This window comes from Agrococcus jejuensis (assembly GCF_900099705.1).
Classification (GTDB): Bacteria; Actinomycetota; Actinomycetes; order Actinomycetales; family Microbacteriaceae; genus Agrococcus; species Agrococcus jejuensis.
Genome location: NZ_LT629695.1, coordinates 793,929 through 817,208, shown reverse-complemented (window position 1 = coordinate 817,208; position 23,280 = coordinate 793,929). Strand labels below are relative to the sequence as shown.

The following is a 23,280-nucleotide window of genomic DNA, read 5'->3' as shown; positions in this document are numbered from 1 at the left end:
CGCGATGCGCGGCTCCGCCTCTGTAGCTCAATGGAAGAGCAGCTCCGTCCTAAGGAGAGGGTTGGGGGTTCGAGTCCCTCCAGGGGCACCGATGGCGTTCGGGCCTGGTGGCCGCGGGTGCGCGAGGGCTACGGTGTCGCCGTGTCGACCCTCGCGGTGCCGCACCGCCTCCCCGTCTCGACGGTCGTCGTCGCCGTCGTGGGCGTCGTCGCCGTCGTCGCGCTGCTCGTCGCCCGCGCGGGCGGGGCGGATGGGTTCCCGACGCATCCCGTCGGCACCGTGGCGATCGCCGCGGCCGCGCTCGTGGTCGACGGGGCGCGGCGCTCTCTCGCAGCGATCGGCGACCGACGCTCGGCGGCGATCGCCGCAGCGCTGATCGTCGCGCTGCTGGCGATGCTCGGCACGGCGTGGCTGGCCGTCGCGCTCGTCGGCGTCGACCACCCGCTCGCCTCCCTCGCCGTCTCGCTCTGGAGCGTGACGTGGATCGCGCCGCTCGCGCTCGGGCAGGTGCTCGCGTCGTCGGCGATCCGCCGCGGCGGACGGGTGGCGCGCACGCACGTGCTGGTCGTCGCGACGAGCGCCGCCGCGATGCTCGCGGGCATCGTGCTGTGGATGCCGAGCGACCCGTTCGCGGGCGTCGCGCCCATCGCGCCGGATGCGTGGCCGGAGCGGTGGGCGGTCGTGGGCGACGTCGCCGCCTCGGCGGCGACGCTCGTGCTGCTCACGCTGCCCGTCACGCTCGTGCGCGCCGCGGCGCGGTCGCGATCCCGTGCACGCGTGCGGCTCGGCATCGCCGCCGCGGGCGCGAGCGCCGCGCCGATCGTCGTGGCCTTCTGCCTGCTGCTCGCCGTCGCCCGCGATCCGGGTGAGATCGACCCGACGGCCGGGTCCGTCGCGTTCCAGGTCGCGGTCGCGGCGGCGGGCGCGCTGCCGGCTGCGTGCGCCGCCGTGCTGGCGCGCGACGCCGAGCGACGCCTGGTGCTGCCGCTCGTGCGCGCGGTGGCCCTCGCGATCGCCGGACTCGTCGTGGCCGCCGTGGGCACGCTCGCCGTCGCAGCTACCTGGCCGCCGACCGTGGCCGCGCTCGTCACCGCCGCGCTCGCGCTCGGCGTGACGCTCGCGGCCTGGACGGGGGCTCGCAGGGCTGCGGAGGCGCTGCTCGACGACGGTCGAGTCGAGGAGCCCGTCGAGGCGCCGGCGCTCGACGCCGACGTGCGCATGCCCGAGCTCACGCCGCGCGAGCACGACGTGCTCGCGCTGCTCGCCGACGGCGCGAGCAACGCGGGCATCGCGGCGCAGCTCGTCGTGAGCGAGCGCACCGTCGACGCGCACATGCGGGCCATCTTCACGAAGCTCGGCCTCGAGGTCGACGCGGGCGTCAACCGGCGCGTGCAGGCGGCTCGGCGGTGGCTCGAGGGGCGCCCGACGCCGGGATAGGTGCCAGCACCGATGCCCGATGCAGGGCATCGGGGCGACCGTGGGGTCGACGTCGCCCGACGTCCCGACCCACGGAGGCCCTCGTGACCGCATCCACCTCGCCCACCCTCGACGTCGCAGCCCGACCGTCGGGCTCGCATCCCGCGACGCTCGCCGCGGTCGTCGTCTTCGCCCTGCTCGTCGTGGCGCTCGTCGCCCGCACGGCGTTCCTGCTCTGGGAGCCGCCGTTCGACGGCGCCGTGCACTACGACGCTGTCGCGCCGCTCGGCGATGCCTACTGGGGCATGAACCTGCTCGTGGGCGGGCCGTCGTTCGCCATCTCGTGGGTCGCGGTCGCGATCCTCGCCGCACGCCTCGCGCACGGTCGCAGCGCCCTCGTGACGATCGCGGCGTCGGTCGTCATCGGCGTCGGCGGCATCCTGTTCGCCCTCGTCGTGACGGCCGAGGTGCTGCCGTTCGCGCTCGCGGCGAACCCGGAAGTGCTGTCGGAGGCCGAGGGACGCGCGGCGTTCGACGTGCTCAACGCGCACCTCGACGTCGTCGCGCCCGGCATCGTCGGCTCGCAGGCGGCCGTGGCGGTCGGCATGCTCGTGCTGCTCGTCGTGAGCCTCGTGACGCGCGCACTGCCACGCTGGCTGGCGATCGCAGGGCTCGCGTACCTCGTCGTGTTCGCGGCCGTGCCGTTCGAGCTGCTGCCGCGCGCCGCGACGATCGCGAGCGACCTCGTGCAGACGTTGCTCGTGGCGAGCATCGGCTGGTGCGGGCTGCGCGCGACCGTCGCTCGGCGTTGAGTCGTCAGGAGGGGAAGGGGCGCTCTGCCCAGAAGCCGCCAGGCGCGAAGAGGCGGTCGATGCAGCGGTCGAGCAGCCCCGCCTCGTGCAGCACGTCGAGCAGCGTGTAGCGGCTGCGGATGCGCATGGCGCGCGTGTACGTGGCGCGGAAGCGCTCGGGCGCGAGCCCGATCTGCGACGGATGCGTCACGGCGCCGACCGTCGCGAGGATGCGCTCGACCTCGACGGCGGGCAGCAGCTGCGCGCGCAGCCGCTCGGCGATCGCCGGCCACTCGTCGCGCAGCGTCTCGAGCCGGCGGCGCAGGCCGCCGGGCGTCGGATGCTTCGCCTTCGACTGCGCGAGGGCCGCCGCGAGCAGCTCGGGCGAGAAGCCCTCCGCACGGATGCGGGGCTCGAGGTCGGGCCACTCGGGGAACGCGGCGACCGCCGCATCCACGTCGAGCGCGCCGAGGTCGTGCCGCAGCGCCTCCTCGTAGAGGGCCGTGAGCATGATCGTGCCGAGGCCCACCTTGAGGCCGTGGCTGAGCGGCGGGTCGTCGTGCACGCCGAGGCCCTCCATCTCCCACAGGTGCGAGCACTGGTGACCCGCACCCGACGCGGGGCGCGACGATGCGTGCGCCTGCATCGCGAGGCCCGACAGCACGAGGCCGTCGGCGAGCCCGACCGTGGCCTCGACCACGCCGTCGCGGATGCCCTCGGGATCGGCGAGCGCGTCGCGCAGCGGCTCCTGCACGAGCGTCCACACGTCCTCGTCGAGCTGCTCGACGCCGAGTGCGTCGGCGAGGATCCAGTCGGCGCCGCCCGGCAGCTTCTCGACGAGGTCGCCGACGCCCGAGGCGACCATGCGGCCCGGTGCGGCAGCGAGGATGCGGTGGTCGGCCACGACCGCGATGGGCGCGGGGCACGAGAGGGTCTGCTTGTAGCCGTCCTTCGCGATCGACGCGCCGAACGCGGCGTAGCCATCCATCGACGGCGCCGTCGCGACGCACACGTACGGCCGGTCGAGCTCGCTCGAGGCGCGCTTCGCCACGTCGTTCAGCGTGCCGGCGCCGACCACGACCACGATGGCGTCGAGCCGCGCGAGGTGATCGCGCAGCCGCTCGACGTTCTCGTAGCCCGCGTACGGGGGCGGGGTGCCGTCGAACACGAACGGCTCGGCGAGCGCCACGCCCGCGTCGCGCAGCGCCGCAGTCGTCGCCTCGCCGGCGACGGCCCACGTCGTCTCGTCGGCGACCACGATGGCCGTGCGGCCGGGCAGCAGCTCGGCGACGAGGGGGCCGACGCGCGCCAGCACGTCGGCCCCGACGACGATCGCCCGGGTGTCGGAGGCGCGCGCCACGGCACGCTCGATGAGGGTGGTCACGGTGTGCTCCTCCGCCCGATCAGGCGATGTGGTCCTGCATGTCGTGGATGCGCTCGCGCAGCCGCGGATACGTGTCGATGTACGCGTCGACGAAGTAGCGGTACTCCTCGTGCCGCTGGGCGTCGGGCTCGATCGTCTCGGTCTCCGTCACCATCGCCCGCGCCGCCTCCGGCACCGAGTCGAACAGGCCAGCGCCGGTCGCGGCGAGGATCGCCGAGCCCAGCACCACGGCGTCGCCCACCTCGGTGAGCGTGATCGGCACGCCCGTGACGTCCGCGTGCATCTGCATCCACTCGGGACTGTTCGTCGCCCCGCCGCACGCGACGATCTTCTGCACGTCGATGCCCGCATCCCGCATCGCCCGCAGGTTGTGCTCGGTGCCGTAGCAGACCGACTCCTGGATGGCGTGGTAGATGTGCTCGGGCCCGTGGCGCAGGCTGAGCCCCCACAGGATGCCGCGGGCCTGGCCGTCGGTGTACGGCGTGCGGTTGCCCTGGAAGTACTCGTTGACGACGAGGCCCTCGGAGCCCGGAGGCAGGTGCCGCGACTGCTGGTTGAGCACGTCGTACGCGTTGAGGCCCGTGCGCTCGGCGGCCTGCACGACGTCGCGGGCGAAGTTGTCCTTGAACCACTTCAGCACCGAGCCCGTCGACACCTGGCCGCCCTCGACGGTGTACTGGCCGGGGATGACGCCGTCGGTGTAGCCGCCGAAGAAGCCCTTGCCGCTCACGGCCTCGGCGCTCTGGCCCGTGAGCACGTGGCTCGAGCCCGTGATGAGCGCGAACGTGCCGGGCTCGACGACGCCGAGGCCGATCTGCCCCGCCCACGCGTCGACGCAGCCCTGCGCGACGGGCGTGCCCGGCTTGAGGCCCAGCGCGCGCGCCGCCTTCTGCGAGAGGCCGCCGACGGGCACGCCGAGGTCGACGACGTTCGTGGGGATCTTGTCGAAGACGTCGCCGGCGCCGACGTGCTCGTAGAAGTCCGTCGGCCAGCCGCCCTCGTCGCGGTTGTAGTACATGCGGTGCGCGGCCGAGTTGATGTTGAGCGTCCACTCGCCCGTGAGGCGCTTCGTGAGCCAGTCGGCGGCGTCGACGAGGTAGTCGGCGTCGCGGTACACGTCGGGCTGGTGCTCCTTGAGCCACGCCGCCTTGAACGGGTACCACTCGGGGCTCGCGGGCGCGGCGCCGTCGCCGTTGTAGCGCAGCGCGACCGAGGTCGAGGTCGACGCGCGCTTCGCCTGCTCGACGGCGCGCACGTCCATCCACATGATCGCCGGCGCGAGGTGGCGGCCGTCGTCCTTGAGCGCGACGACGGTCATCGACGTCGCGTCGTACGAGATGCCCTCGATGGCGTGGGCCGGGATGCCCGACTGCTGCAGCACGCGCGCGGTCGAGGCCTCGAGCGCATCCCACCAGTCCTCGGGGCTCTGCTCGGCCCAGCCGGACCGCTCATGCGTGGTGGCGTAGGGCGTCGCGGCGAACGTGACGACGCTGCCTGCGACGTCGACGATCGACACGCGACAGCTCTCGGTGCCGAAGTCGATGCCCAGGACGTAGGGCCCCTGCGGTGGACGGGTTGCGGACATTGGTCGCTCCTTCTTCATCGAATTGCGAGTCCTGCGTGGTGGCCGCTGCGCCGGCCAGGGGTGATTCAGAGGGTAGGCATGACCGCGATCTTGATGCCATCCCCCGAGGCGGATGCCTCGATCGCCTCGACCGCCTGCTCGAGGGGGAAGCGGTGCGTCACGAGCCTCGCGACGTCGATCGCGCCGTCGGCGATGAGCTGCACGGCGTCGCGGTAGTCGCTGCGGCGCGAGTTCGCCGCGCCCGTCACGGTGAGCTCGCGGTAGTGGATGAGGTTCGGGTCGATCTCGGCCGTCGCGCCCGACGGGAAGCCCGCGAACGCGTTGACGCGGCCGCCGAGCCGCACGATGCCGAGCGCGTCGGCGAGCAGCCTGGGCATGCCGATGCACACGACCGCGACGTCGGCGCCGAGGCCGCCCGTCGCATCCCGCACGTGCTCGCCGAGGTCGGTCGCGGTGGGGTCGACCGTCGTGGCGCCGAACGACTCGGCGACGGCGCGGCGCGGGGCGGAGGGGTCGGAGACGATCACCCGACGGGCACCGGCGCGCAGCGCGAGCTGCGTGTGGATGAGGCCGATGGGCCCGGCGCCGAGGATCACGACGGTGTCGCCCAGCTCGACCCGGTACGTGCGGTGCGCCGAGAGGCAGCACGACAGCGGCTCGGCGAGCGACAGGTGCTCGACCGGCACCTCCCTCGGCGCCTTCACGACGTTGCCGCGCGCGACGGCGTGGGCGGGCACGACCATGCGCTCGGCGAGGCCGCCGTCGATGCGGTAGCCCACGATCGAGGCGTTGGGGCAGACCTGCTCCATGCCGCGCGTGCACGCGTGGCACGTGCCGCACGTCACGACGGGGGCGAGGCCCACGAGGTCGCCGACGGCGAAGCCCTCGACGCCGTCGCCGACCTCGGCGATGCGCCCCGCGACCTCGTGGCCCAGCACGACTCCCCGATCGATGCCCGCGGTCTTCTCGCCGCGGATGATGCGCACGTCGGTGCCGCACACCGTGTTGGCGCCGACGTCGAGCAGCAGCTCGCCGGCGCCGGCGGTCGGCGTCGGCACCTCCTCGACGCGCACCTCGCCGGGGCCGGCGAAGACGAGCGCCCTCATCGCACGCGTCCGTGCGTCACGGCCGACAGGCGCTGCGTCGTGCCCACGACGTCGTCGGCCATCCAGATGTTGCGGCCGAAGATGAGGCCGCTCGCGCCGCCGTCGATCGCCCCCTGGGCGGCCGTGATCACGGCGTCGTCGTCGCCGCGGGCGCCTCCGAGCGTGAGCACGGGGATGTCGCCGACGGTCTCGACGATGCCGCGCTGCACCTCGGGGTCGCCGACGTACTCGGTCTTGATCGCGTGGGCGCCGATCTCGGCGGCGATGCGCGACACGGTCGCGAGCCGCTCGGGATCCTTGCGGTCCTCGTTGCGCAGGCCCCACAGCGTCGTCTCGACGATGAGGGGGATGCCGGCGCGGCTCGCCTGCTGCGCCGCGCGTGCGACAGCGGCGACGTTGTCGGCGAACATGCCGCCGTCGGTCGGGCGGGCGATGAGGTACATCACGATGGCGTCGGCGCCGAGCGCGACGGCCTCGGCGGGGTCGACGAGCACGCGGTACCGCTCGCCGAGCTCGTGCTTGTCTGGCTCGTCGAGCAGCGTCCAGTCGGCGCGCAGCACGACGCTCGGGGCGCCGCGGCGGGCGAAGAGGTCGGCGTGCTGGGCGAGCATGCCGGGCGTGAGCAGCACGCCCTCCGGGCCACCGGCGACGATCTGCTCGAGCGTGCGCCTCGGGGAGCCGGAGCGGGCACCGAGCGGGAACGACTGGCCGTGGTCGTACGCCGTGATGAGCGAGCGGCCGCTCTCGTCGTCGAACAGGCGGGCCAGTCGGATGTCGGTGCCGTGCACGGCGGTCCTCTCGCGTCGGACCACTCCGCACGGGTCGCGCGTCGGCGTGTTCGGCACGTCGACGTGGCCATGGGGGAGTGGTTCTGGTAACAACTCTTGGTGTGAATCATCCCCATCCCGATCACACGATGTCAACCGAGTCGACGAGATCGTCGCCCGATGCGTCGCTCGTGCCCCCGCGCATCCCGCTCGCCGACGGTGGCTGGCTCTCGGGCATCGCGCTCGGCACCTGGAAGCTCGACCACGACGCCGCCCGCGCGGCCGTCGCCGAGTCGATCCGCGCCGGCTACCGGCAGATCGACACCGCCGCGAGGTACCACAACGAGCTCGGCGTGGGGCAGGGCATCCGGGATGCGGGGCTCGCGCCCGGCGAGGTGCAGGTGACGACGAAGGTGCGCGGCGGCGACCAGGGCCACGACGAGACGCTGCGCGCCGTCGAGTCGTCGCGCCGCATCCTCGGGGTCGACGCCATCGACCTGTGCCTCGTGCACTGGCCGCTGCCGCGCCTCGACCGGTACGTCGACACGTGGCGCGCGCTCGTGCGGCTGCAGGCCGACGGCGTCGTGCGGTCGATCGGCGTCTCGAACTTCTCGCTCGAGCAGGTCGATCGGCTCGTCGCCGAGACGGGCGTCGCGCCCGTCGTCGACCAGGTCGAGCTGCACCCGCGGCTGCCGCAGGAGGCGCTGCGCGCCGGGCTCGCCGAGCGCGGCATCGTCGCGCAGGCGTGGGGGCCGCTCGGTCGCGGCAAGGGGCTGCTCGACGCCGAGCCCATCGTCGCCGCAGCCCGCGCGCACGGCGTGACGCCCGCGCAGGTCGCGCTGCGCTGGCTCGTCGAGGTCGGCGCCCCGCCCGTGCCGAAGTCGGGCGACGCCGCACGCCGACGCCAGAACCTCGACGTCTTCGCGTTCGCGCTCACGCCCGCCGAGCGCGCATCCATCGCGACGCTGGCGACGGGCGAGCGCGCCGGCAAGGACCCGTCGATCGACGAGGAGTTCTGAGTCGAGGGTCTCGGCCCGATGTGACCTCGCATCGGGCCGAGATCCTCAACTCGGGGCGGTGATGACGCGCACGCCCGCGTCGCGGAACGGCGCGAGGTGCTCGGGACGCGTCGCCTCGTCGGTGACCAGGACGTCCCAGCCCGACACCGGGCCGATGACGTGCAGGGCGTGCCTGCCGAACTTCGAGTGGTCGGCGAGCAGCACGCGCAGCTGCGCCGACGCGAGCATCGCCCGCTTCACCTCGGCGACCTCCTCGTACGGGTGGTAGGCCGTGTCGCCGCGGATGGCCGTGACCGACATGAACGACACGTCGGCGTGCAGCGCGCGGATCGCGGCGGTCGTCGCCGGCCCGTAGAACGACTCCGTCGCGCGCCGGTACGAGCCGCCGGCGACGAAGAGCTCGAGCGCGGGATGCGCCTCGACCTCGCGCGCCGTCACCTGCGAGTGCGTCGCGATCGTGAGCGGCACGCGGTCGGCGACGGCGCGCAGCAGCGCGAGGCCCGAGGAGGAGTCGTCGAGCAGCAGCGACATGCCCGGCCGCACGAGCTCGCGCGCCGCCTGCGCGATCGCGGCCTTCGCTTCCACCTGCTGCGTGAGTCGGAAGCGCGCGGTCGTCTCGTTGAGCGACGACGCCGCCGCCACGACGATGCCCTTCGACCGCACGACGACGCCCTGCCGCTCGAGCTCGGCGACGTCGCGGTACGCGGTCATGGTCGAGACGCCGAAGCGCTCGACGATGGCGTCGACCGGCAGCGAGCCCGCCTCGAGCACGGCCTCGGCGAGCTGGTGCAGCCGCTCGCTGCGGGCGGCGCCGCGCGGTGCGGTGCCGGCGTCGCCTGGCTCGTCGGTGCTCACGAGGGTGGAGCCTAGCGACCCGTCGCCGCCGGGCCGCGCCGGGTAGCCTGGATGCCGTCGCCGAGCCAGGCGGCCACGGCCGCCGTCGCGCTGGCCGGCACCCGACCGCGAGGACTGCATGACCGTCATCGAGCCCGCCCCGGCCCGCCCCGACGACGCCGAGGCGTGGGACGCCGAGGTGCTCGCAGCGCAGGCCCGCGCGCACTACATGCAGTCGTCCGCGTGGGCGCGCACGCGTGCCGGATCCCCGTGGACGGCGCTGCGCGACCGGATCCCGGTCGACGGCACCGACTACCCCGTGCAGCTGTTCGCGCGGAAGGCGCCGCTCGCCGGCACGATCTACCACGCGGCGCGCATCGCCGGCGTGACGCCAGCGCACGTCGCCGCGCTCACCGAGCGCGCCCGCTCGTACCCGAAGGGCGTGTTCGCCGTGAAGGCCGAGGTCTTCCAGGAGTACGACCAGACGCTCGTCGACGCGTTCGAGGCGGCGGGCTGGGTGCGCACGGTGTCGAGCCAGTACGAGCACGCCGTCATGGTCGACCTGTCGGGATCGCTCGACGAGGTGTCGGCGCGCTTCAAGAAGCGCGCCCGCAACTCGTACCGCTCGGCGGCGAAGCAGGGCGTGACGATCGACGAGGTGCCGATGACGCCCGAGTCGATCGCGCGCATGCACGTGCTCATCGACGAGGTGCGCGAGCGCACGGGCGGCTACTTCCGGCCGCACTCCTACTTCCAGCGCATCTGGGACGTCTACGACGCCGAGGGCCAGGGCCGCTTCTTCTATGCGATGCACGAGGGCGAGTCGGTGGCGAGCGCCTTCGTCATCCGCTTCGGCGACACCGCCTGGTACAAGGATGCGGGCTCGCAGCGCGAGAACCCGAAGCTGTTCGCGCCCTACGCGATGCAGTGGGCGATCATGCAGCGCCTGCACGAGGAGGGCGTCACGGGCTACGAGCTCGCGAACATCCCCGACCCGGCGTCGTGGGAGGACAGCGACATCCGCGGCCTCTACGTGTTCAAGACCGCGTGGGCGCCCGAGCCCGTGCGGTACATGCCGTCGTTCGAGCTGCCGCTGAACGGCCGCTACGCGCTCTGGCAGCGCGCCGGCCGCTACCTGCGCGCGCTCTACACGCGCCGCACGAAGGACGCCTGGTACTGATGCGCATCGGGCTCGGCCTCGCGGCCCTCGGCCGGCCGGGCTACATCACGCGCGGCCACGACGTCGACCTGCCCGACCGCACGGTCGATGGCATGCGGGCGCGCACGCACGCGATGCTCGACGCGGCGTGGGATGCGGGCGTGCGGTTCGTCGACGCCGCGCGCGGCTACGGGCTCGCCGAGCGCTTCCTGGGGGAGTGGCTCGCCGCGCATCCCGGTCGCCGCGAGCAGCTGACGATCGAGTCGAAGTGGGGCTACGCGTACACGGCGGGCTGGCGCATCGACGCCGACGAGCACGAGCGCAAGGACCACTCGCTCGCGATGCTCGAGCAGCAGTGGGATGAGACGTGCGAGGCGCTCGGCACCGTGCCCGACGCGTACCTCGTGCACTCCGTGACGCCCGACAGCCCCGTGCTGGGCGACGGCGCCGTGCTCGCCAGGCTGCGACAGCTGTCGGATGCGGGCGTGCGCGTGGGCCTGTCCACGTCGGGACCGCGGCAGGCGGAGGTGCTGCTGCACGCGCTCGAGGTCGCGCCGTTCGCCGCGGTGCAGGCGACGTGGAACGTGCTCGAGCGCTCGGCGGGCGACGCGCTCGTGCGGGCTGCGGACGCCGGATGGCTCGTGGTCGTGAAGGAGGCGCTCGCGAACGGCGCCGTGCTCGACGCGCTGCCGGGGCCGCACGCGGATGCCGACGCGATCGCGGCGGCGCTCGCGGTCGACGAGCGGGCGGTCGTGCTCTCGGGCGCCGTCACCGTCGAGCAGCTCGCGGCCAACCTGCGCGCCGTCGACGTCGACGGCGCTGCCGTCGCACGCGGCACGACGGCGCTCGTGCAGACCCCGGACGCCTACTGGGGCGCTCGCGGAGCCCGCTCCTGGCGCTGAGTCGCGTCGCTCGCGCGTCGACGGAAACCCGGAACACCCCGCCCGCCTCCCCGGATCGGCGCGCATCCGCTCGTATCGTGAGGCTGTGCGGCGAGAGAACGACAGCGCGGGCGGACCCGGCGACGACGCCGGCGCGCGCGCAGCGGACGCCGAGCAGCCCTTCTGGACGATGGAGCACGAGGGCGTGACGCCCGATGCTCCCGAGCCGTCGGTCGACGGCGACGCGCCCGTCGCGGCGCCGCAGCATGCCGGGCACGAGCTCATGGGCGCGTCGGCGCCCGCGCCGTCGACGCCGTCACCGTCCGCGCCTGCGCCCTCTGCGCCCGAGACGCCCGCAGATGCCGACGAGCCCGCCGAGACGCCCGCCGCCGAGGCATCCGCCGAGCCCGCACCCGAGCACGTCGCGCCGCCCGCCCCGCCGGCCGCATCCACCGAGGCGGGCACGCGTCGTCGCGACTGGCAGTCGTGGCGCCTCGAGGTCGAGCGCATCGGCGGCCGCTCGCCGCTCGCGTCGTTCGTCGACACGACGGCGACGCGCATCGAGCTGTCGACGACGCATCCCGGCGGCCTCGCGCAGTTCATCACCGGACGTCCGACGGCGCTCTCGAGCCTCATCCGCGACGACCTCGCGCTGCGCGCTGCGCGCAACGCCGCCGCGGCGATCGCGTCGAAGGGCATCGACCTCGCCGCGGCGCGCTCGATCGACGCCGTGCACCTCGGCATCGGCATCGCGCGCTTCCCGCACGAGCACGGCGAGATCCACGGCCCCGTGCTGCTGCGCCCCCTCGTGGTGCGTCGCCGCGGCCGCGACTTCGAGCTGCAGCTGCAGGGCCGCCCCTTCCTGAACCCGCGGCTCGCGCACGTGCTGCGCACCGTGCACGGCGTCGAGCTCGACGAGCTCGCGCTCGTGTCGCTCGCCGATCACGAGGGCACGTTCACGCCCAACCCCGTGCTCGACCGCATCCGCCTCGCCGCCGCGCACGTGCCCGGCTTCCAGGTGCTGCCGCGGCTCGTCGTGTCGACGTTCGCGGAGGTCGGACCCGCGATGGCCGCCGACCTGCGCCCCGTGCCGCACACGGTGCTCGACGCCGTCGCCGGCGACGAGGCCGCCCGCTGGCGCCTGCGCGAGGGCCGCTCGGCCGTGTCGCAGCTGCCGCTCGACGAGCGCTCGCCGCAGGCCGACCGCCTCGTGCTCGACGCCGACGCCGAGCAGGATGCCGTCGTCGGCGAGATCGTGGCGGGCAACTCGATCGTCGTCGAGGCGCTGCCCGGCACGGGCGTGACGCAGACCGTCGTGAACGCGATCGGCGCGCTCGTCGACGACGACCGCCGCGTGCTCGTGGTGAGCCCGCGCCGCGCGACGACGCAGGGCATCGTCGACCGCCTCGCCGCGACGGGCCTGCCGGGCCTCGCCGTGCGACCGCAGACGCTGCGCCGCGACCTCATCGCGGCCATCACGCGCTCCGAGCAGGCGCAGAAGCCCGACACGGGCGAGATCGACGACGCCCTCGAGCGCCTCCGCAAGGTGCTGCTCGACTACCGTCGCGCGCTGCGCCGCGTCGACGACGTGCTCGGCGTCTCGGTGCTCGACTGCCTCAAGGAGCTCTCGCGCCTCGCAATGCTGCCGACGCCGCCGCAGACGCAGGCGCGCCTGTCGGCCGACACGGTCGCCGCGCTCGCGCAGGACCGTCCGCGCACCGCTGCGACCATGGTGCAGGCCGCGTCGCTCGGCCAGTTCCGCTTCGGCCCCGAGGACACGCCCTGGTACGGCGCGAACTTCACGAACGACGGCGACGCCGCCACCGCGCGCGCCGACGCCGAGCGCCTCTCGTCGGGTGGCCTCGACGACGTCGTCGCCGAGGGCCGCACGGTGCTGGGCGGCACGAAGCTGCGCCCCTTCGCCTCCATCGCCGAGCTCGGCGCGCAGCTGCGCCTGCTCGCCGACATCCGCGACACCCTCGACCGCTTCGTGCCGTCGGTCTTCGACCGGCCGCTCGGCGAGCTCATCACCGCCACGGGTCCGCGCCGCGAGGCGAACGCGGCGCTCGGCGGCATGCAGCGCCGACGCCTCAAGAAGCACGCGCTCGAGTACGTGCGCGCCGGCGCCGTCATCCCCGACCTCCACGCTGCCCTCGAGGGCGTGCAGCGGCAGCGCAAGCAGTGGACCCGCTGGGCGCCCGACGGCGCCGTGCCGAGCGTGCCGACGGGCCTCGGCGCCCTCGAGGCGCTGCACCGGGATGCGCTGACGGCGCTCGAGCGCATCGACGCCGCCCTCGTGGGCACCGACGCGCCGAGCCTCGTCGACCTGCCGCTCGACGCGCTGCAGCAGCGCCTCGACGAGCTCGCCGCGCCGTCGGAGGCGCTCGACAGCATCCAGGAGCGCGCGGTGCTCATGTCGACGCTCGCCGAGCTCGAGCTCGAGCCGCTCGTCGCCGACCTCGCGACGCGGCACGTGGAGCACGACGAGGTCGCGCACGAGCTCGACCTCGCGTGGTGGCAGTCGGCCCTCGAGCAGCTGCTGCAGCGCGAGCGTGCGCTGCTGCGCGGCAACACGACGGTGCTCGAGCGCCTCGAGTCCGACTTCGCGCTCGTCGACGAGGCGCACGTCGACGCCGCATCCGCCCGCCTCGCGTGGCAGCTCGCGCAGTCGTGGCGCCTCGCGATCGCCGACCACGCCGACGAGGCCGAGGCGCTGCGCTCGCTGCTGCGCTCCGGCGGTCTCGACCCCGCGACGCTGCAGGGCCGCGCGCCGCACGTGTCGCGTGCGATCGCGCCCGTGTGGGTCGCGAGCCCGTACGACGTGCACCGCGTCGCCCGCTCGATCCCGTTCGACGTCGTCATCGTGCTCGACGCGGGAGCCGTGACGCTCGCCGAGGCCGTCAGCGCCCTCACGCGTGCGCCGCAGGTCGTCGCGATCGGCGACCCCGCCACGCAGATCCCGTCGCCGTTCGACGTCGGCATCTCGGCGCTCGGCGTGCGCCCCTCGTACGAGCTCGGCAGCCCCGACGAGCTGCACGGCGAATCCGCGCTCGCGCGCCTCGCGGAGGTGCTGCCGGTGCACCGCCTCGCCCGCACGTACCGCACCGGCGGCGCCGACCTCATCGAGACCGTCTCGCGCCGCTTCTACGACGGCGGCATCGAGACGCTGCCGTGGGCGGGCACGTTCCTCGGCCACGCATCCCTCACGGTGTCGACGGTGCAGGATGCGTTCGGCCTGCCCGACCAGCAGTCGGCGCTCGTCGAGAGCCCGGACGCCGAGGTCGAGCGCGTCATCGCGCTCGTGACGCACCACGCCCGGTCGCGTCCGCACGAGTCGCTCATGGTCGTCACCGGCAACGAGCGCCACGAGGTGCGCGTGCAGCAGGCCGTCGTGCAGGCGCTGGGCCAGCCCGGGCCGTTCACCGACTTCGTCGTCGCCGAGGGCGACGAGCCGTTCGTCGTCGCCGACGTCGCGCACGCCAACGCGCTGAGCCGCGACCGCGTCATCTTCTCGATCGGCTACGCCCGCACCCGCTACGGGCGCGCGCTCGACCTCGGTCGCCTCGCCGACCCGGGCGGCGACCGCATGCTCGCCGTCGCCATGACGCGTGCACGCAAGGCCATGACGCTCGTGTCGGGCTTCCAGGCATCCGACCTCGACGGGCAGCAGCTCGAGCACGGTGCCGCCGTGCTGCGCGACGTGCTGCTCGAGGCCGAGCGCCCCGCGCGGCCGCGCTCGACGACCGGCGGCGACCCGCTGCTCGTCGACCTCGCGCGTCGCCTCGAGGCGCGCGGCCTGCGCACGGCCGTCGACCACGCCGGGCTGCCGCTCGTCGTCGCCAACGGCGGCGTCTGCGCGGCGATCGAGACCGACCACGACGACGACCGGCCGCTGCGCGAGAGCCTGCGCGTGCGTCCCGAGCACCTGCGCCGCCTCGGCTGGCACACGATGCGCGTGCACGCGTTCGAGCTCTTCACCGACCCCGAGGCCGTCGCGACCCGCATCGCGACGCTCGTCGGCGCCGACGGCGACGAGTGACCGAACCGAAGGATGGCGCGGCCGACGAGCCGCGCGTGCGCGACGACGGCCTCGTCGACGGCTCGGCCTCCGAGCCGCTCGTCGTGCGTCGGCGCGGCCGACGCGTGTCGACCGACCCGGTGGAGGGCACGACGGCCGAGCCCGCGCCCGAGCCGCGGCAGACGACCGAGAACGACGACCGCCTGCGCGGCGACAAGCCCCCGCACTGGGGCTGAGCGCCCTCGGCGAACGCCCGCTCGGCGCGCGACGGATGCGGTCTAGGCTGCGATCGTGCGACGCTTCGGCACCCTCTCCTTCGGCCACTACGGACCCCTCGGCGGCGGCCGCGAGCTGACCGCGCAGGACAACCTGCTGCAGGCCATCGACCTCGCCGTCGGCATGGACGAGCTCGGCGTCGACGTCACGGCGCTGCGCGTGCACCACTTCGCCCGCCAGCACGCGGCACCCATGCCGCTGCTCACGGCGATGGCGGCGCGCACGAAGCGCATCCACGTCGGCACCGGCGTCATCGACATGCGGTACGAGAACCCGCTGTACCTCGCCGAGGAGGCCGCGGCGCTCGACCTCATCGCCGACGGCAGGCTCATGCTCGGCATCTCGCGCGGCAGCCCCGAGACCGTCGTGCGCGGCTACGAGCACTTCGGCTACCACGGCGACGACGAGCGCGGCGCCGACCTGGCCGCTCGCAACCTCGACCTCTTCCTGCGCGCGATCGAGGGGGAGGGGATCGCCGAGCGCGACCCGAACAGCCCGTTCGGCGGCGGTCGCGGCATGCAGCGCATCGAGCCGCACTCGCCCACGCTGCGCGGCAACGTGTGGTGGGGTGCCGGCTCGACCGAGACCGCCATCCGCACGGGACAGCAGGGGATGCACCTCATGTCGTCGACGCTGCTCACCGAGGACCGCGGGATGCCGTTCGGCGACCTGCAGGCCGAGCAGCTCGCCGCCTACCGCGCCGCGTGGACCGCTGCGGGCCACGCGGGCACGCCGCAGACGTCGGTGTCGCGCAGCGTCTTCCCCATCACGTCGCAGCAGGATGCGCTGCTGTTCGGCGGCGCCGCGGGGCGCGACCAGGTGGGCGTCATCGACGGCTTCCGCTCGACGTTCGGCCGCACGTACGCGGCCGAGCCCGACGTGCTGATCGAGCAGCTGCGCGCCGACCGCGCCGTCATGGAGTCGGACACGCTGCTGCTCACGATCCCGTCGCAGCTCGGCGTCGAGCTCAACCTGCGCATCGTCGAGTCGTTCGCGACCCACGTGGCGCCGGCGCTGGGGTGGCACGCGGACTGACGCCGGCCGCTCCGTCCGGATGCGACGCTGAGCGGCGCGCCGAGGGAAGATCGCCCTCGGGGCGCCGCTCAGCGTCACGCCGTGCCGCGGACGGCGCGTCCCTCACAGCACGGCAGATGGCGAAGACATCCCCGGTCGCCCGTCGACTCGTCTCGGCCGGCCGCCGCGCACGCCACCATCGCCTGCGTGATCGACCCGATGGTGCAGCGGATGGGCGTGGTCTCGGCCGCGCAGCTCGAGGCCGAGGGGTGGCGGCGCAACGACCGCCGACGAGCCCTGGCAGCTGGCCAGCTCACGCTCGTGCGTGCGGGCTGGTACGCACGTCAGGATGCCGACGTCGACGTCGTTGCTGCCGTGCGAGCCCACGGCTGTCTGTCGTGCGCGAGCGCCCTCGCGCGCCATGGAGCATGGATCCCGGAGCGCTTGCGGGGCGTGCACGTGCGCATGACTCGTGTCGCCGACAGGCGCGCGGCCGGATGCGCCCCCTACGGCCCCGTTCCCTCCATTCGATCGGCGATCGACGACGTCGAGACCGCGTTCCGGTGCCTGCTGCGCTGCGCGGAGGACGAGGACCTCGTCGTCGTCGCGGACTCGTTGCTGCACCTGCGGCTCACCACGCAGCACGAGCTGGAGGGGTGGAGCACGTCGGCACCTCGCCGGCTGCGCCGCGCGCTCGCAAGGATCGATCGCGCGGAGTCGGGGCTCGAGACGATCGTGCGCGTGCGGCTGCGCGCCAAGGGTGTCTCGGTGCGCACGCAGGTGCAGATCGGCCGTCACCGCGTCGACCTGCTGGTCGGCGACCGCTTGATCGTCGAGTGCGACGGCGGGGAGCATCACGCAGGCTGGGCCGCCCAGACCGCCGACCGTGCGCGGGATCGCGAGCTCTCGCTCGCCGGCTACGTCGTGGTGCGCCTCACCTACGGCCAGATCGTGCACGACTGGGAGGCGGTGGAAGCCGACCTCATGGCGTTCGTCCGCGCCGATCGGCACCGTCGTCGTGGCACGACGTGACGCTGAGCGGTACGCCGAGGGAAGATCGCCCTCGACGCTCCGCTCAGCGTCACTTCCTGCCGGTCGCACGGCGAAGGCCCGCGCACCGAGGTGCGCGGGCCTTCGTACGCGGACTACTGCTGGGTCGTCGCCGGGGGCGTCGCCTGCGCCTGCTGGCGCAGGAGCTCGCGGATGTCCTGCAGCACGTCGACGTCGGTCTCCTTCGCGGCCTCCTCGGTCGTGCCGCGGCGCTTCGCCTGACGCTCCTTGAACTTGGCCATCGGGAAGATGAGCGCGAAGTACACGACCGCCGCGATGAGCAGGAAGTTGATGACGGCCGCGATGACCGCGCCCGTGCCGATCTGCAGGTTGTCGGTGATGTTCCAGGTCGCCTCGGCGATGTCGGAGGTGTCGAACAGCGCCGCGATGATGGGCGTGAAGATGCTGTTCACCAGCGCGTTGACGATCGCGGTGAACGCGGTGCCGATGATGACGGCCGTCGCCAGCTCGATCACGTTGCCGCGGAGGATGAACTCCTTGAATCCCTGCATGGCCTGCTCCATTCGTAGGGGGTGCGCCCGGCGGACGCGTCTGGTCAGCTCGACGACGAGGATACGGAGGATCCGCCGGACGACGACGAGGATCCTTCCGACTTCGACGACGAGGACTTCGACGACGACGAGCTCGACGACGAGCCCGAGTCCTTCGATGCGGAGCCGCCCGACGCGCCCGCGCGCGAGTCGGTGCGGTAGAACCCCGAGCCCTTGAACGTGACGCCGATGGTGTCGAAGCGCTTGCGCAGGCGGCCGCCGCACGCCTCGCAGACGGTGAGGGCGTCGTCGGTGAACGACTGGCGCACCTCGATGGCGGTGCCGCAGGCGGTGCACTGGTAGGCGTAGACGGGCATGCGTTCGGTTCCGTTCAGAAGGTCAGTCGCCCGGACGGCGCGATGGCTCCGTCGACGGGCTGGTCGTGCGCCTCGGCGGGCACGGCATCCAGGATCTCATCGTCGAAGACGAGAGCGTGCACAGGGGGTCGGCGCCCGAGGGCGCCGAGCGCCTTGTCGAAGTAGCCGCGGCCCCAGCCGAGGCGCATGCCGCGGCGGTCGACGGCGGATGCGGGCGCGAGGATGGCGTCGACGTCGCAGAGCGCGGTGGGCGGCAGCACCTCGCCCGTCGGCTCGGGCAGCCCGAAGGCGCCCTCGGCGATCGTGTCGCCCTGCTCGGCCCAGTCGAGCAGGCCGTCCTGTCGCACGATCGGCAGCAGCACGCGCACGCCGTGCTCCTTCGCCCACGTGAGGATGCCGTCGGTGCCGGGCTCCTCGGGCAGCGCGAGGTAGGCGGCGACCTCGCGAGCGCCGATCTCCTGCAGGTACGCGATGGCCGCAGCGGCGATCGCGTCGTCGGCGATGCGCCGCTCGTCGGCGGTGCGCGCGAGGCGCGATGCGCGCACCTGGGCGCGGATCGCCCGCTTCTCGCCCTGCGCGTCCACCATGCGCCCATCGTAGGCATAGGCTCGGGCGCGTGATCGGCAGCACGCCTCGGCTCGAGGACGCAGGCGTCGTCATCCGCGGCATCCGGATGCGCGATGCGCGCGCGCTCGAGCGGGAGCTCGTCGACAATCGTGGCTGGCTGCAGCGGTGGGAGGCCACGCTGCCGGGCCGTGCGCCGACCGGCAGGTTCGACACGCGCTCGAGCATCCGCAGCCTGCTCGACTCCGAGCGCGACGGCACGGGCATCCCGTTCGCGATCGACGTCGACGGCGAGCTCGCCGGCCAGCTGAACGTGTCGGGCATCGCCGGGGGAGCGCTGTCGAGCGCGACCCTCGGGTACTGGGTGGCCGAGCGGTTCGCCGGCCGCGGCGTGACGCCGGCGGCGGTGGCGCTCGCGACCGACCACTGCCTCTTCGGCCTCGGCCTGCACCGCATGGAGATCTGCATCCGCCCCGAGAACGTCGCGTCGCTGCGCGTCGTCGAGAAGCTCGGCTTCCGCTTCGAGGGGCTCCGCGTGCGGTACATCCACATCGACGGCGACTGGCGCGACCACCTGTGCTTCGCGCTCGTGCGCGAGGAGCTCGCCGAGGGCGTGCTGTCGCGCTGGCGGCACGGCCGCGTGCCCGAGTTCGACCGGTCGGTGTATCCCGTGCGCATCGGTCCGCCGGAGGCGCGCACGGCCTGATGCGCGGGTCGAGTGAGACGATCGCTCGACTTCTGCGGCGAATCGCCGCGCGGCTCACGCCGGTCGGGGGACAGCGGCCGTAGCGTCGCACGCATGCAGCTCGCGGGACTCGGCACCACGGTGGTGTTCGCGCTCGCCGCCCTCGTCTGGCTCGCCTACCTCGTACCCGTGTGGGTGCGCCGTCGCGAGTACCTCGCGACCGAGCGCAACGCCGTGCGCCTGCAGCAGACGCTGCGCATCATGGCCGAGACGGCGGAGGCGCCGCCCGAGGTCGCGATCGCCGCGAACGCGCGCGACATCGCGAGGCAGCAGAAGGTCGTGGCGAAGGAGGCGCGTCTGCAGCAGGCCATCGCCCGCGCCGCTGCCGTGTCGAAGGCGCGCGAGCTCGACGAGCAGATCAAGCGCATCGAGCGCGAGGTGCGCGCCGCCGTCGCGACGAGCGTCTCGCGCAACCAGCGCCTGCGTCGCACGCGCCTCGCCTGCACGCTCATGCTGCTCGCCTCCGTCGGCGTCGGCGTCGCCGGGGCGCTGCTGCCGCAGGCGATCCTGCTGCTCGCGCTCGCAGGCGTCGTCGCGACCCTCGCGGTCATCGGCCTCGTCGCCGTGAACCGCACCAACGCGTCGATCCGCGAGGTCGCCCACACGATGGAGCACGAGCGCCTCGTCGTCGAGCGCAGCGCGCCGTCGCTGGCCCTCGACGCCGAGCTCGCGTCCCGCTCGTGGACGCCCGTGCCCGTGCCGTCGCAGCGCCCGACGCGCGCCCCGATCGACGTGCTCCGCGACCACGCGCGCCGCATCGTCGCCGAGGGCGAGGGCGCCGAGATCACGCCGATCGGCGCCTCGTTCGAGCAGCTCGTGACGGGCGAGGTCGAGGTCGACGACGCACCGCGCCGCGTCGCCGAGGCGACGCCGGTCGCGGCGCCCGCGGCGGCACCCGCATCCGCGCCGGCCGCCCGTGTGGAGGAGCCCGTGCACGTGCCGGTGCCCGCGCCGCCGTCGCGCTTCGCGGCCATGGGCATGGTCGAGGCCGAGGATGCGTCGTTCGACGTCTCGGCCGCGTTCCGCCGCCGCGTCGGCTGACGTCGCGACACGATTTCGTCGGCGCGCTGCGGAGGGGCTATGCTCGTCCATGGTCCGGGCCCGTGGCGCAGTTGGTAGCGCGTCTCGTTCGCAATGAGAAGGTCGGGGGTTCGATTCCCCCCGGGTCCACCATCCAGAAGGCCCCCGCAGCAGCGGGGGCCTTCGTCGTTCCCGTGCGCGGCACGAACGCGCCACCTGCAGTGAGCGTAGGACTGCGCCCGTACTGCGAATCCCGAGATTCGACGCTTACCGTCGCCGCATGGCCAAGACGCCTCAACCCGATGACGCAGCACTCCTATCGACAGGTATCGTCGCGTCGATCCTTGGGCTCCGACAGGACGCCATCCGAGGCATGATCGAGCTCGGCACTCTTCCTGAACCTCAATGGATGAGTTTGGGGCGTCGAGTGGAGCGCGTGTACACGCAAGAATGGTTGCTGCTTGCGTTGGACCGCGAGCGGCACGAACGGCTCGAGCACTTCGTGCAGCTGTCGAGTCCACTAGTCCCGAGGGACTCGGTCCAGTTTGCGCTCCGATTCCCATCCGAATCGTGGACCGTCGAGGAGATCGCGAGAACCCTCGTCGCGACCGAGTCTCTCTGGGGACTTTGCCAGGAGGTCCTGAACCTGGAAGCTTCGGCGGCACCAGCACTCCAAGTTCGACGCATGAGCGCTGGCTCGCCGCTCGATGTGCTCGTGACCGTGGCCAACACGCCCGTTCCGGGCTTTGGGCTTGCTGGGATCGCGGCCGCATCGCTTTTCGTCTACGTCGTCAGGAACGCCGAGAAGATTGGAGGTGCGCTTCCGAGCATCGTGGCGAGTTGGCGAGAGCAACGGGCGCGTGCGCTCAACGCGAAGGTTGATCTTGCAATCGCCGAGGATCGGGTGGCGGAGTTCGAGCGCGAATCGGCGGCTCGGTTCGCTGCGATGAAGGTCGCCCCTGAAGCCACCGAGCTCGCTGAACGCGATGAGCGGGCGGCTCGGGCTCTGCTCAAGTCGAAGGGCAAGTCGTTGGAATCGCTGCAGAAGCGTCGCGATGCCCGGCGGCAGAACGAGATCGAAGGTGTCGAAGCCGACTGACGCGCGGCACGAACGCGCCACCTGCGCTCGATACGATGCGCGCATGCATCGCGTGACCAAGGCCGTCGTGCCCGCTGCCGGCCTCGGCACCCGCTTCCTGCCCGCCACGAAGGCGCTGCCCAAGGAGATGCTGCCCGTCGTCGACCGGCCCGCGATCCAGTACGTCGTCACGGAGGCCGTCGAGGCAGGGCTGCACGACGTGCTCATGGTCACGGGCCGCAACAAGAACGCGCTCGAGAACTACTTCGACCGTGCGACGGAGCTCGAGGCGACGCTCATCGCGAAGGGCGATGCCGAGCAGCTCGCGCAGGTGCGGCAGTCGACGGGCCTCGCGCAGATGCATTACGTGCGCCAGGGCGACCCGTTGGGCCTCGGCCACGCCGTGCTGCGTGCTCGCCCGCACGTCGGCGACCAGTCGTTCGCGGTGCTGCTCGGCGACGACATCATCGACGAGGCGACGCCGCTGCTGCAGCGCATGCTCGAGGTGCACGCATCCACGGGCATGCACGTCGTGGCGCTCATGGAGGTCGACCCCGCCTACGCGCACCGCTACGGCATCGCGACGGTCGAGGCGACCGACGAGGACGACGTCGTGCGCGTGCGCGACCTCGTCGAGAAGCCCGCGAAGGGCACGGCGCCGTCGAACCTCGCCGTCATCGGCCGCTACGTGCTGCGCCCCGAGATCTTCGACGTGCTCGACGAGACGCAGCCGGGCGTCGGCGGCGAGATCCAGCTGACGGATGCGCTGCGCGTCGTCGCGGGGCACGAGGCGCACGGGCTCGTGGGCGTCGTGTTCACGGGTCGCCGGTTCGACACGGGCGACCGGCAGGGGATGCTCGAGGCGACCGTGACGCTCGCGAGCGAGCGCGACGACATCGGCCCCGCGTTCCGCACGTGGCTGCGCGACTTCGTCGCCACCCTCGACTGAGGAACGCTCGACGGGACGGGGGACGCAGCGGCGAGCCCCGCGCGCCTAGCATCGGGCCATGCCGCTGCCGAGCAGTCCTCCCGACGAGGGGCTCGTCGACGGACCCTTCCGCGTGCTCGTCGTCTGCACGGGCAACGTCTGCCGCTCGCCGCTGACCGCCGCCGTGCTGCGCGCGCGCCTCGCGCCGTGCACCGCCGACTTCGCGATCGCCAGCGCGGGGCTGCGGGCCCTCGAGGGCGAGCCGATCGATCCGCCCGTCGCCGCCGAGGCGGCGCGGCTGGGCGTCGACGTGTCCGAGCACCGCGGCCGGGCGTTCGCGGCCGACGAGGCGGCGGCCGCCGACCTCGTGATCGTCGCGACCAGGCGGCAGCGCGCGCTCGCGGTCGAGCTCGCCCCATCGATCGTGCGGCGCACGTTCACGTTGCTCGAGCTCGACGCCGTGCTCGCCCACATCGACGCCGACGACGCGAGCGTGGATGCCGACGCGAGCGCCGGCGAGCGCCTCGCGCAGGTCGTGCGGGTGGCGAGCCGCGACCGCGGCCCGGCGGTGCGCGGCCTCTCGATCGACCTGCCCGACCCGTACCGCGGGTCGCCCACGCTGCACCGCGGCGTCGCCGATCTCGTCGACGCGTCGGCGACGCGCGTGGCGGATCGTCTGCTGGAACTGGCAGGCGGCTGCCAGCCGCTCGTATCCGAGGATGTGTCATGATCTCGCCATCGAGGGCGACGAACGCCCGCCACGACGTCTGGGGACGC

22 protein-coding genes and 2 tRNA genes are annotated in these 23,280 nt (G+C 73.5%); 16 read left to right on the top strand and 8 right to left on the bottom strand.

Features of this window, described 5'->3' with window-relative positions; genetic code table 11:
- Positions 1-16: 16 nt before the first annotated feature.
- From BLQ67_RS03840 to BLQ67_RS03830, 3 genes are all read left to right on the top strand, one after another.
- Positions 17-88 (top strand) — tRNA-Arg (locus tag BLQ67_RS03840).
- Between the two features lie 53 nt (positions 89-141).
- The gene (locus BLQ67_RS16805; protein ID WP_231945154.1) at positions 142-1,437 is read left to right on the top strand and encodes a helix-turn-helix transcriptional regulator; all 1,296 of its coding nucleotides are present in this window, start codon (positions 142-144) and stop codon (positions 1,435-1,437) included.
- An 83-nt stretch (positions 1,438-1,520) separates the two neighbouring features.
- Positions 1,521-2,228 (top strand): hypothetical protein, encoded by a 708-nt coding sequence (locus tag BLQ67_RS03830; protein ID WP_092502601.1) that lies wholly within the window; start codon positions 1,521-1,523, stop codon positions 2,226-2,228.
- Positions 2,229-2,232: 4 nt separating this feature from the next.
- Here the strand turns inward: BLQ67_RS03830 and BLQ67_RS03825 are convergent, their stop codons facing one another.
- The 4 genes from BLQ67_RS03825 to BLQ67_RS03810 all read right to left on the bottom strand — a co-directional run bounded on the left by BLQ67_RS03825 (position 2,233) and on the right by BLQ67_RS03810 (position 7,070).
- Complete coding sequence (locus BLQ67_RS03825; RefSeq protein WP_092502599.1) at positions 2,233-3,591, bottom strand: sn-glycerol-1-phosphate dehydrogenase; 1,359 nt, start codon at positions 3,589-3,591, stop codon at positions 2,233-2,235.
- A gap of 19 nt (positions 3,592-3,610) precedes the next feature.
- Positions 3,611-5,176 carry an FGGY-family carbohydrate kinase gene (locus BLQ67_RS03820; protein ID WP_092502597.1) on the bottom strand — a complete coding sequence of 522 codons (1,566 nt, stop codon included), beginning with the start codon at positions 5,174-5,176 and terminating at the stop codon, positions 3,611-3,613.
- A gap of 65 nt (positions 5,177-5,241) precedes the next feature.
- On the bottom strand, positions 5,242-6,282 hold the full coding sequence (locus tag BLQ67_RS03815; protein WP_092502595.1) for a zinc-dependent dehydrogenase: 1,041 nt from the start codon (positions 6,280-6,282) through the stop codon (positions 5,242-5,244).
- Complete coding sequence (locus BLQ67_RS03810) at positions 6,279-7,070, bottom strand: class I fructose-bisphosphate aldolase (protein WP_092506761.1); 792 nt, start codon at positions 7,068-7,070, stop codon at positions 6,279-6,281. The genes BLQ67_RS03815 and BLQ67_RS03810 overlap by 4 nt, the downstream gene beginning before the upstream one ends.
- Positions 7,071-7,198: 128 nt before the next feature.
- Here BLQ67_RS03810 and BLQ67_RS03805 point away from each other — a divergent pair, with 128 nt between their 5' ends.
- Positions 7,199-8,068, top strand: a complete 870-nt coding sequence (locus tag BLQ67_RS03805) for an aldo/keto reductase (protein WP_092502593.1) — start codon at positions 7,199-7,201, stop codon at positions 8,066-8,068.
- 45 nt (positions 8,069-8,113) lie between these two features.
- Here BLQ67_RS03805 and BLQ67_RS03800 read toward each other — a convergent pair whose 3' ends face one another.
- Positions 8,114-8,923: a DeoR/GlpR family DNA-binding transcription regulator gene (locus BLQ67_RS03800; RefSeq protein WP_172802245.1), complete on the bottom strand. Its 810-nt coding sequence runs from the start codon at positions 8,921-8,923 to the stop codon at positions 8,114-8,116.
- A gap of 118 nt (positions 8,924-9,041) precedes the next feature.
- Here BLQ67_RS03800 and BLQ67_RS03795 point away from each other — a divergent pair, with 118 nt between their 5' ends.
- The 6 genes from BLQ67_RS03795 to BLQ67_RS03770 all read left to right on the top strand — a co-directional run bounded on the left by BLQ67_RS03795 (position 9,042) and on the right by BLQ67_RS03770 (position 17,282).
- Positions 9,042-10,082 (top strand): lipid II:glycine glycyltransferase FemX, encoded by a 1,041-nt coding sequence (locus tag BLQ67_RS03795; protein ID WP_092502589.1) that lies wholly within the window; start codon positions 9,042-9,044, stop codon positions 10,080-10,082.
- Entirely contained in the window at positions 10,082-10,963 is an 882-nt protein-coding gene (locus BLQ67_RS03790; protein ID WP_092502587.1) for an aldo/keto reductase, read from the top strand. Before BLQ67_RS03795 ends, BLQ67_RS03790 begins: the two co-directional genes overlap by 1 nt.
- Positions 10,964-11,048: 85 nt before the next feature.
- Positions 11,049-14,981: a hypothetical protein gene (locus BLQ67_RS03785; protein WP_092502585.1), complete on the top strand. Its 3,933-nt coding sequence runs from the start codon at positions 11,049-11,051 to the stop codon at positions 14,979-14,981.
- Positions 14,982-15,016: 35 nt separating this feature from the next.
- On the top strand, positions 15,017-15,196 hold the full coding sequence (locus BLQ67_RS03780; protein ID WP_157674661.1) for a hypothetical protein: 180 nt from the start codon (positions 15,017-15,019) through the stop codon (positions 15,194-15,196).
- Between the two features lie 55 nt (positions 15,197-15,251).
- Positions 15,252-16,271: an LLM class flavin-dependent oxidoreductase gene (locus BLQ67_RS03775; protein ID WP_092502581.1), complete on the top strand. Its 1,020-nt coding sequence runs from the start codon at positions 15,252-15,254 to the stop codon at positions 16,269-16,271.
- 81 nt (positions 16,272-16,352) lie between these two features.
- Positions 16,353-17,282 carry an endonuclease domain-containing protein gene (locus tag BLQ67_RS03770; protein WP_157674660.1) on the top strand — a complete coding sequence of 310 codons (930 nt, stop codon included), beginning with the start codon at positions 16,353-16,355 and terminating at the stop codon, positions 17,280-17,282.
- 113 nt (positions 17,283-17,395) lie between these two features.
- On the opposite strand, the gene mscL is transcribed toward BLQ67_RS03770, so the two are convergent.
- Genes mscL through BLQ67_RS03755 form a run of 3 tightly spaced genes read right to left on the bottom strand, consistent with a single transcriptional unit; the run spans position 17,396 to position 18,755 of the window.
- Positions 17,396-17,812: a large conductance mechanosensitive channel protein MscL gene (mscL, locus tag BLQ67_RS03765; RefSeq protein ID WP_092506760.1), complete on the bottom strand. Its 417-nt coding sequence runs from the start codon at positions 17,810-17,812 to the stop codon at positions 17,396-17,398.
- Between the two features lie 44 nt (positions 17,813-17,856).
- Positions 17,857-18,168, bottom strand: a complete 312-nt coding sequence (locus BLQ67_RS03760) for an FmdB family zinc ribbon protein (protein ID WP_092502577.1) — start codon at positions 18,166-18,168, stop codon at positions 17,857-17,859.
- Positions 18,169-18,182: 14 nt separating this feature from the next.
- Entirely contained in the window at positions 18,183-18,755 is a 573-nt protein-coding gene (locus BLQ67_RS03755; RefSeq protein ID WP_092502575.1) for a 5-formyltetrahydrofolate cyclo-ligase, read from the bottom strand.
- Between the two features lie 29 nt (positions 18,756-18,784).
- Here BLQ67_RS03755 and BLQ67_RS03750 point away from each other — a divergent pair, with 29 nt between their 5' ends.
- The 6 genes from BLQ67_RS03750 (at position 18,785) to BLQ67_RS03725 (ending at position 23,233) form a co-directional block, all read left to right on the top strand.
- The gene (locus BLQ67_RS03750) at positions 18,785-19,438 is read left to right on the top strand and encodes a GNAT family N-acetyltransferase (protein WP_407922484.1); all 654 of its coding nucleotides are present in this window, start codon (positions 18,785-18,787) and stop codon (positions 19,436-19,438) included.
- A gap of 93 nt (positions 19,439-19,531) precedes the next feature.
- The gene (locus BLQ67_RS03745; RefSeq protein WP_092502573.1) at positions 19,532-20,518 is read left to right on the top strand and encodes a hypothetical protein; all 987 of its coding nucleotides are present in this window, start codon (positions 19,532-19,534) and stop codon (positions 20,516-20,518) included.
- A 56-nt stretch (positions 20,519-20,574) separates the two neighbouring features.
- Positions 20,575-20,650, top strand: a tRNA-Ala gene (locus BLQ67_RS03740).
- Positions 20,651-20,777: 127 nt separating this feature from the next.
- On the top strand, positions 20,778-21,596 hold the full coding sequence (locus BLQ67_RS03735) for a hypothetical protein (RefSeq protein WP_092502571.1): 819 nt from the start codon (positions 20,778-20,780) through the stop codon (positions 21,594-21,596).
- Between the two features lie 43 nt (positions 21,597-21,639).
- Positions 21,640-22,524, top strand: coding sequence for a UTP--glucose-1-phosphate uridylyltransferase GalU (gene galU, locus BLQ67_RS03730; RefSeq protein WP_092502569.1), 885 nt, complete (start codon positions 21,640-21,642; stop codon positions 22,522-22,524).
- Between the two features lie 58 nt (positions 22,525-22,582).
- A complete protein-coding gene (locus BLQ67_RS03725) occupies positions 22,583-23,233 on the top strand; it encodes an arsenate-mycothiol transferase ArsC (RefSeq protein WP_092502567.1) in 651 nt (216 codons plus the stop codon).
- Positions 23,234-23,280 lie beyond the last annotated feature (47 nt).

Coding starts and splice junctions, on each gene's coding strand:
- BLQ67_RS03820 (WP_092502597.1), bottom strand. CDS start 5,176: ATGTCCGCAACCCGTCCACCGCAGGGGCCCTACGTCCTGGGCATCGAC.
- BLQ67_RS03815 (WP_092502595.1), bottom strand. CDS start 6,282: ATGAGGGCGCTCGTCTTCGCCGGCCCCGGCGAGGTGCGCGTCGAGGAG.
- BLQ67_RS03805 (WP_092502593.1), top strand. CDS start 7,199: ATGTCAACCGAGTCGACGAGATCGTCGCCCGATGCGTCGCTCGTGCCC.
- BLQ67_RS03795 (WP_092502589.1), top strand. CDS start 9,042: ATGACCGTCATCGAGCCCGCCCCGGCCCGCCCCGACGACGCCGAGGCG.
- BLQ67_RS03790 (WP_092502587.1), top strand. CDS start 10,082: ATGCGCATCGGGCTCGGCCTCGCGGCCCTCGGCCGGCCGGGCTACATC.
- mscL (WP_092506760.1), bottom strand. CDS start 17,812: ATGCAGGGATTCAAGGAGTTCATCCTCCGCGGCAACGTGATCGAGCTG.
- BLQ67_RS03760 (WP_092502577.1), bottom strand. CDS start 18,168: ATGCCCGTCTACGCCTACCAGTGCACCGCCTGCGGCACCGCCATCGAG.
- BLQ67_RS03755 (WP_092502575.1), bottom strand. CDS start 18,755: ATGGTGGACGCGCAGGGCGAGAAGCGGGCGATCCGCGCCCAGGTGCGC.
- BLQ67_RS03745 (WP_092502573.1), top strand. CDS start 19,532: ATGCAGCTCGCGGGACTCGGCACCACGGTGGTGTTCGCGCTCGCCGCC.
- BLQ67_RS03735 (WP_092502571.1), top strand. CDS start 20,778: ATGGCCAAGACGCCTCAACCCGATGACGCAGCACTCCTATCGACAGGT.
- galU (WP_092502569.1), top strand. CDS start 21,640: ATGCATCGCGTGACCAAGGCCGTCGTGCCCGCTGCCGGCCTCGGCACC.
- BLQ67_RS03725 (WP_092502567.1), top strand. CDS start 22,583: ATGCCGCTGCCGAGCAGTCCTCCCGACGAGGGGCTCGTCGACGGACCC.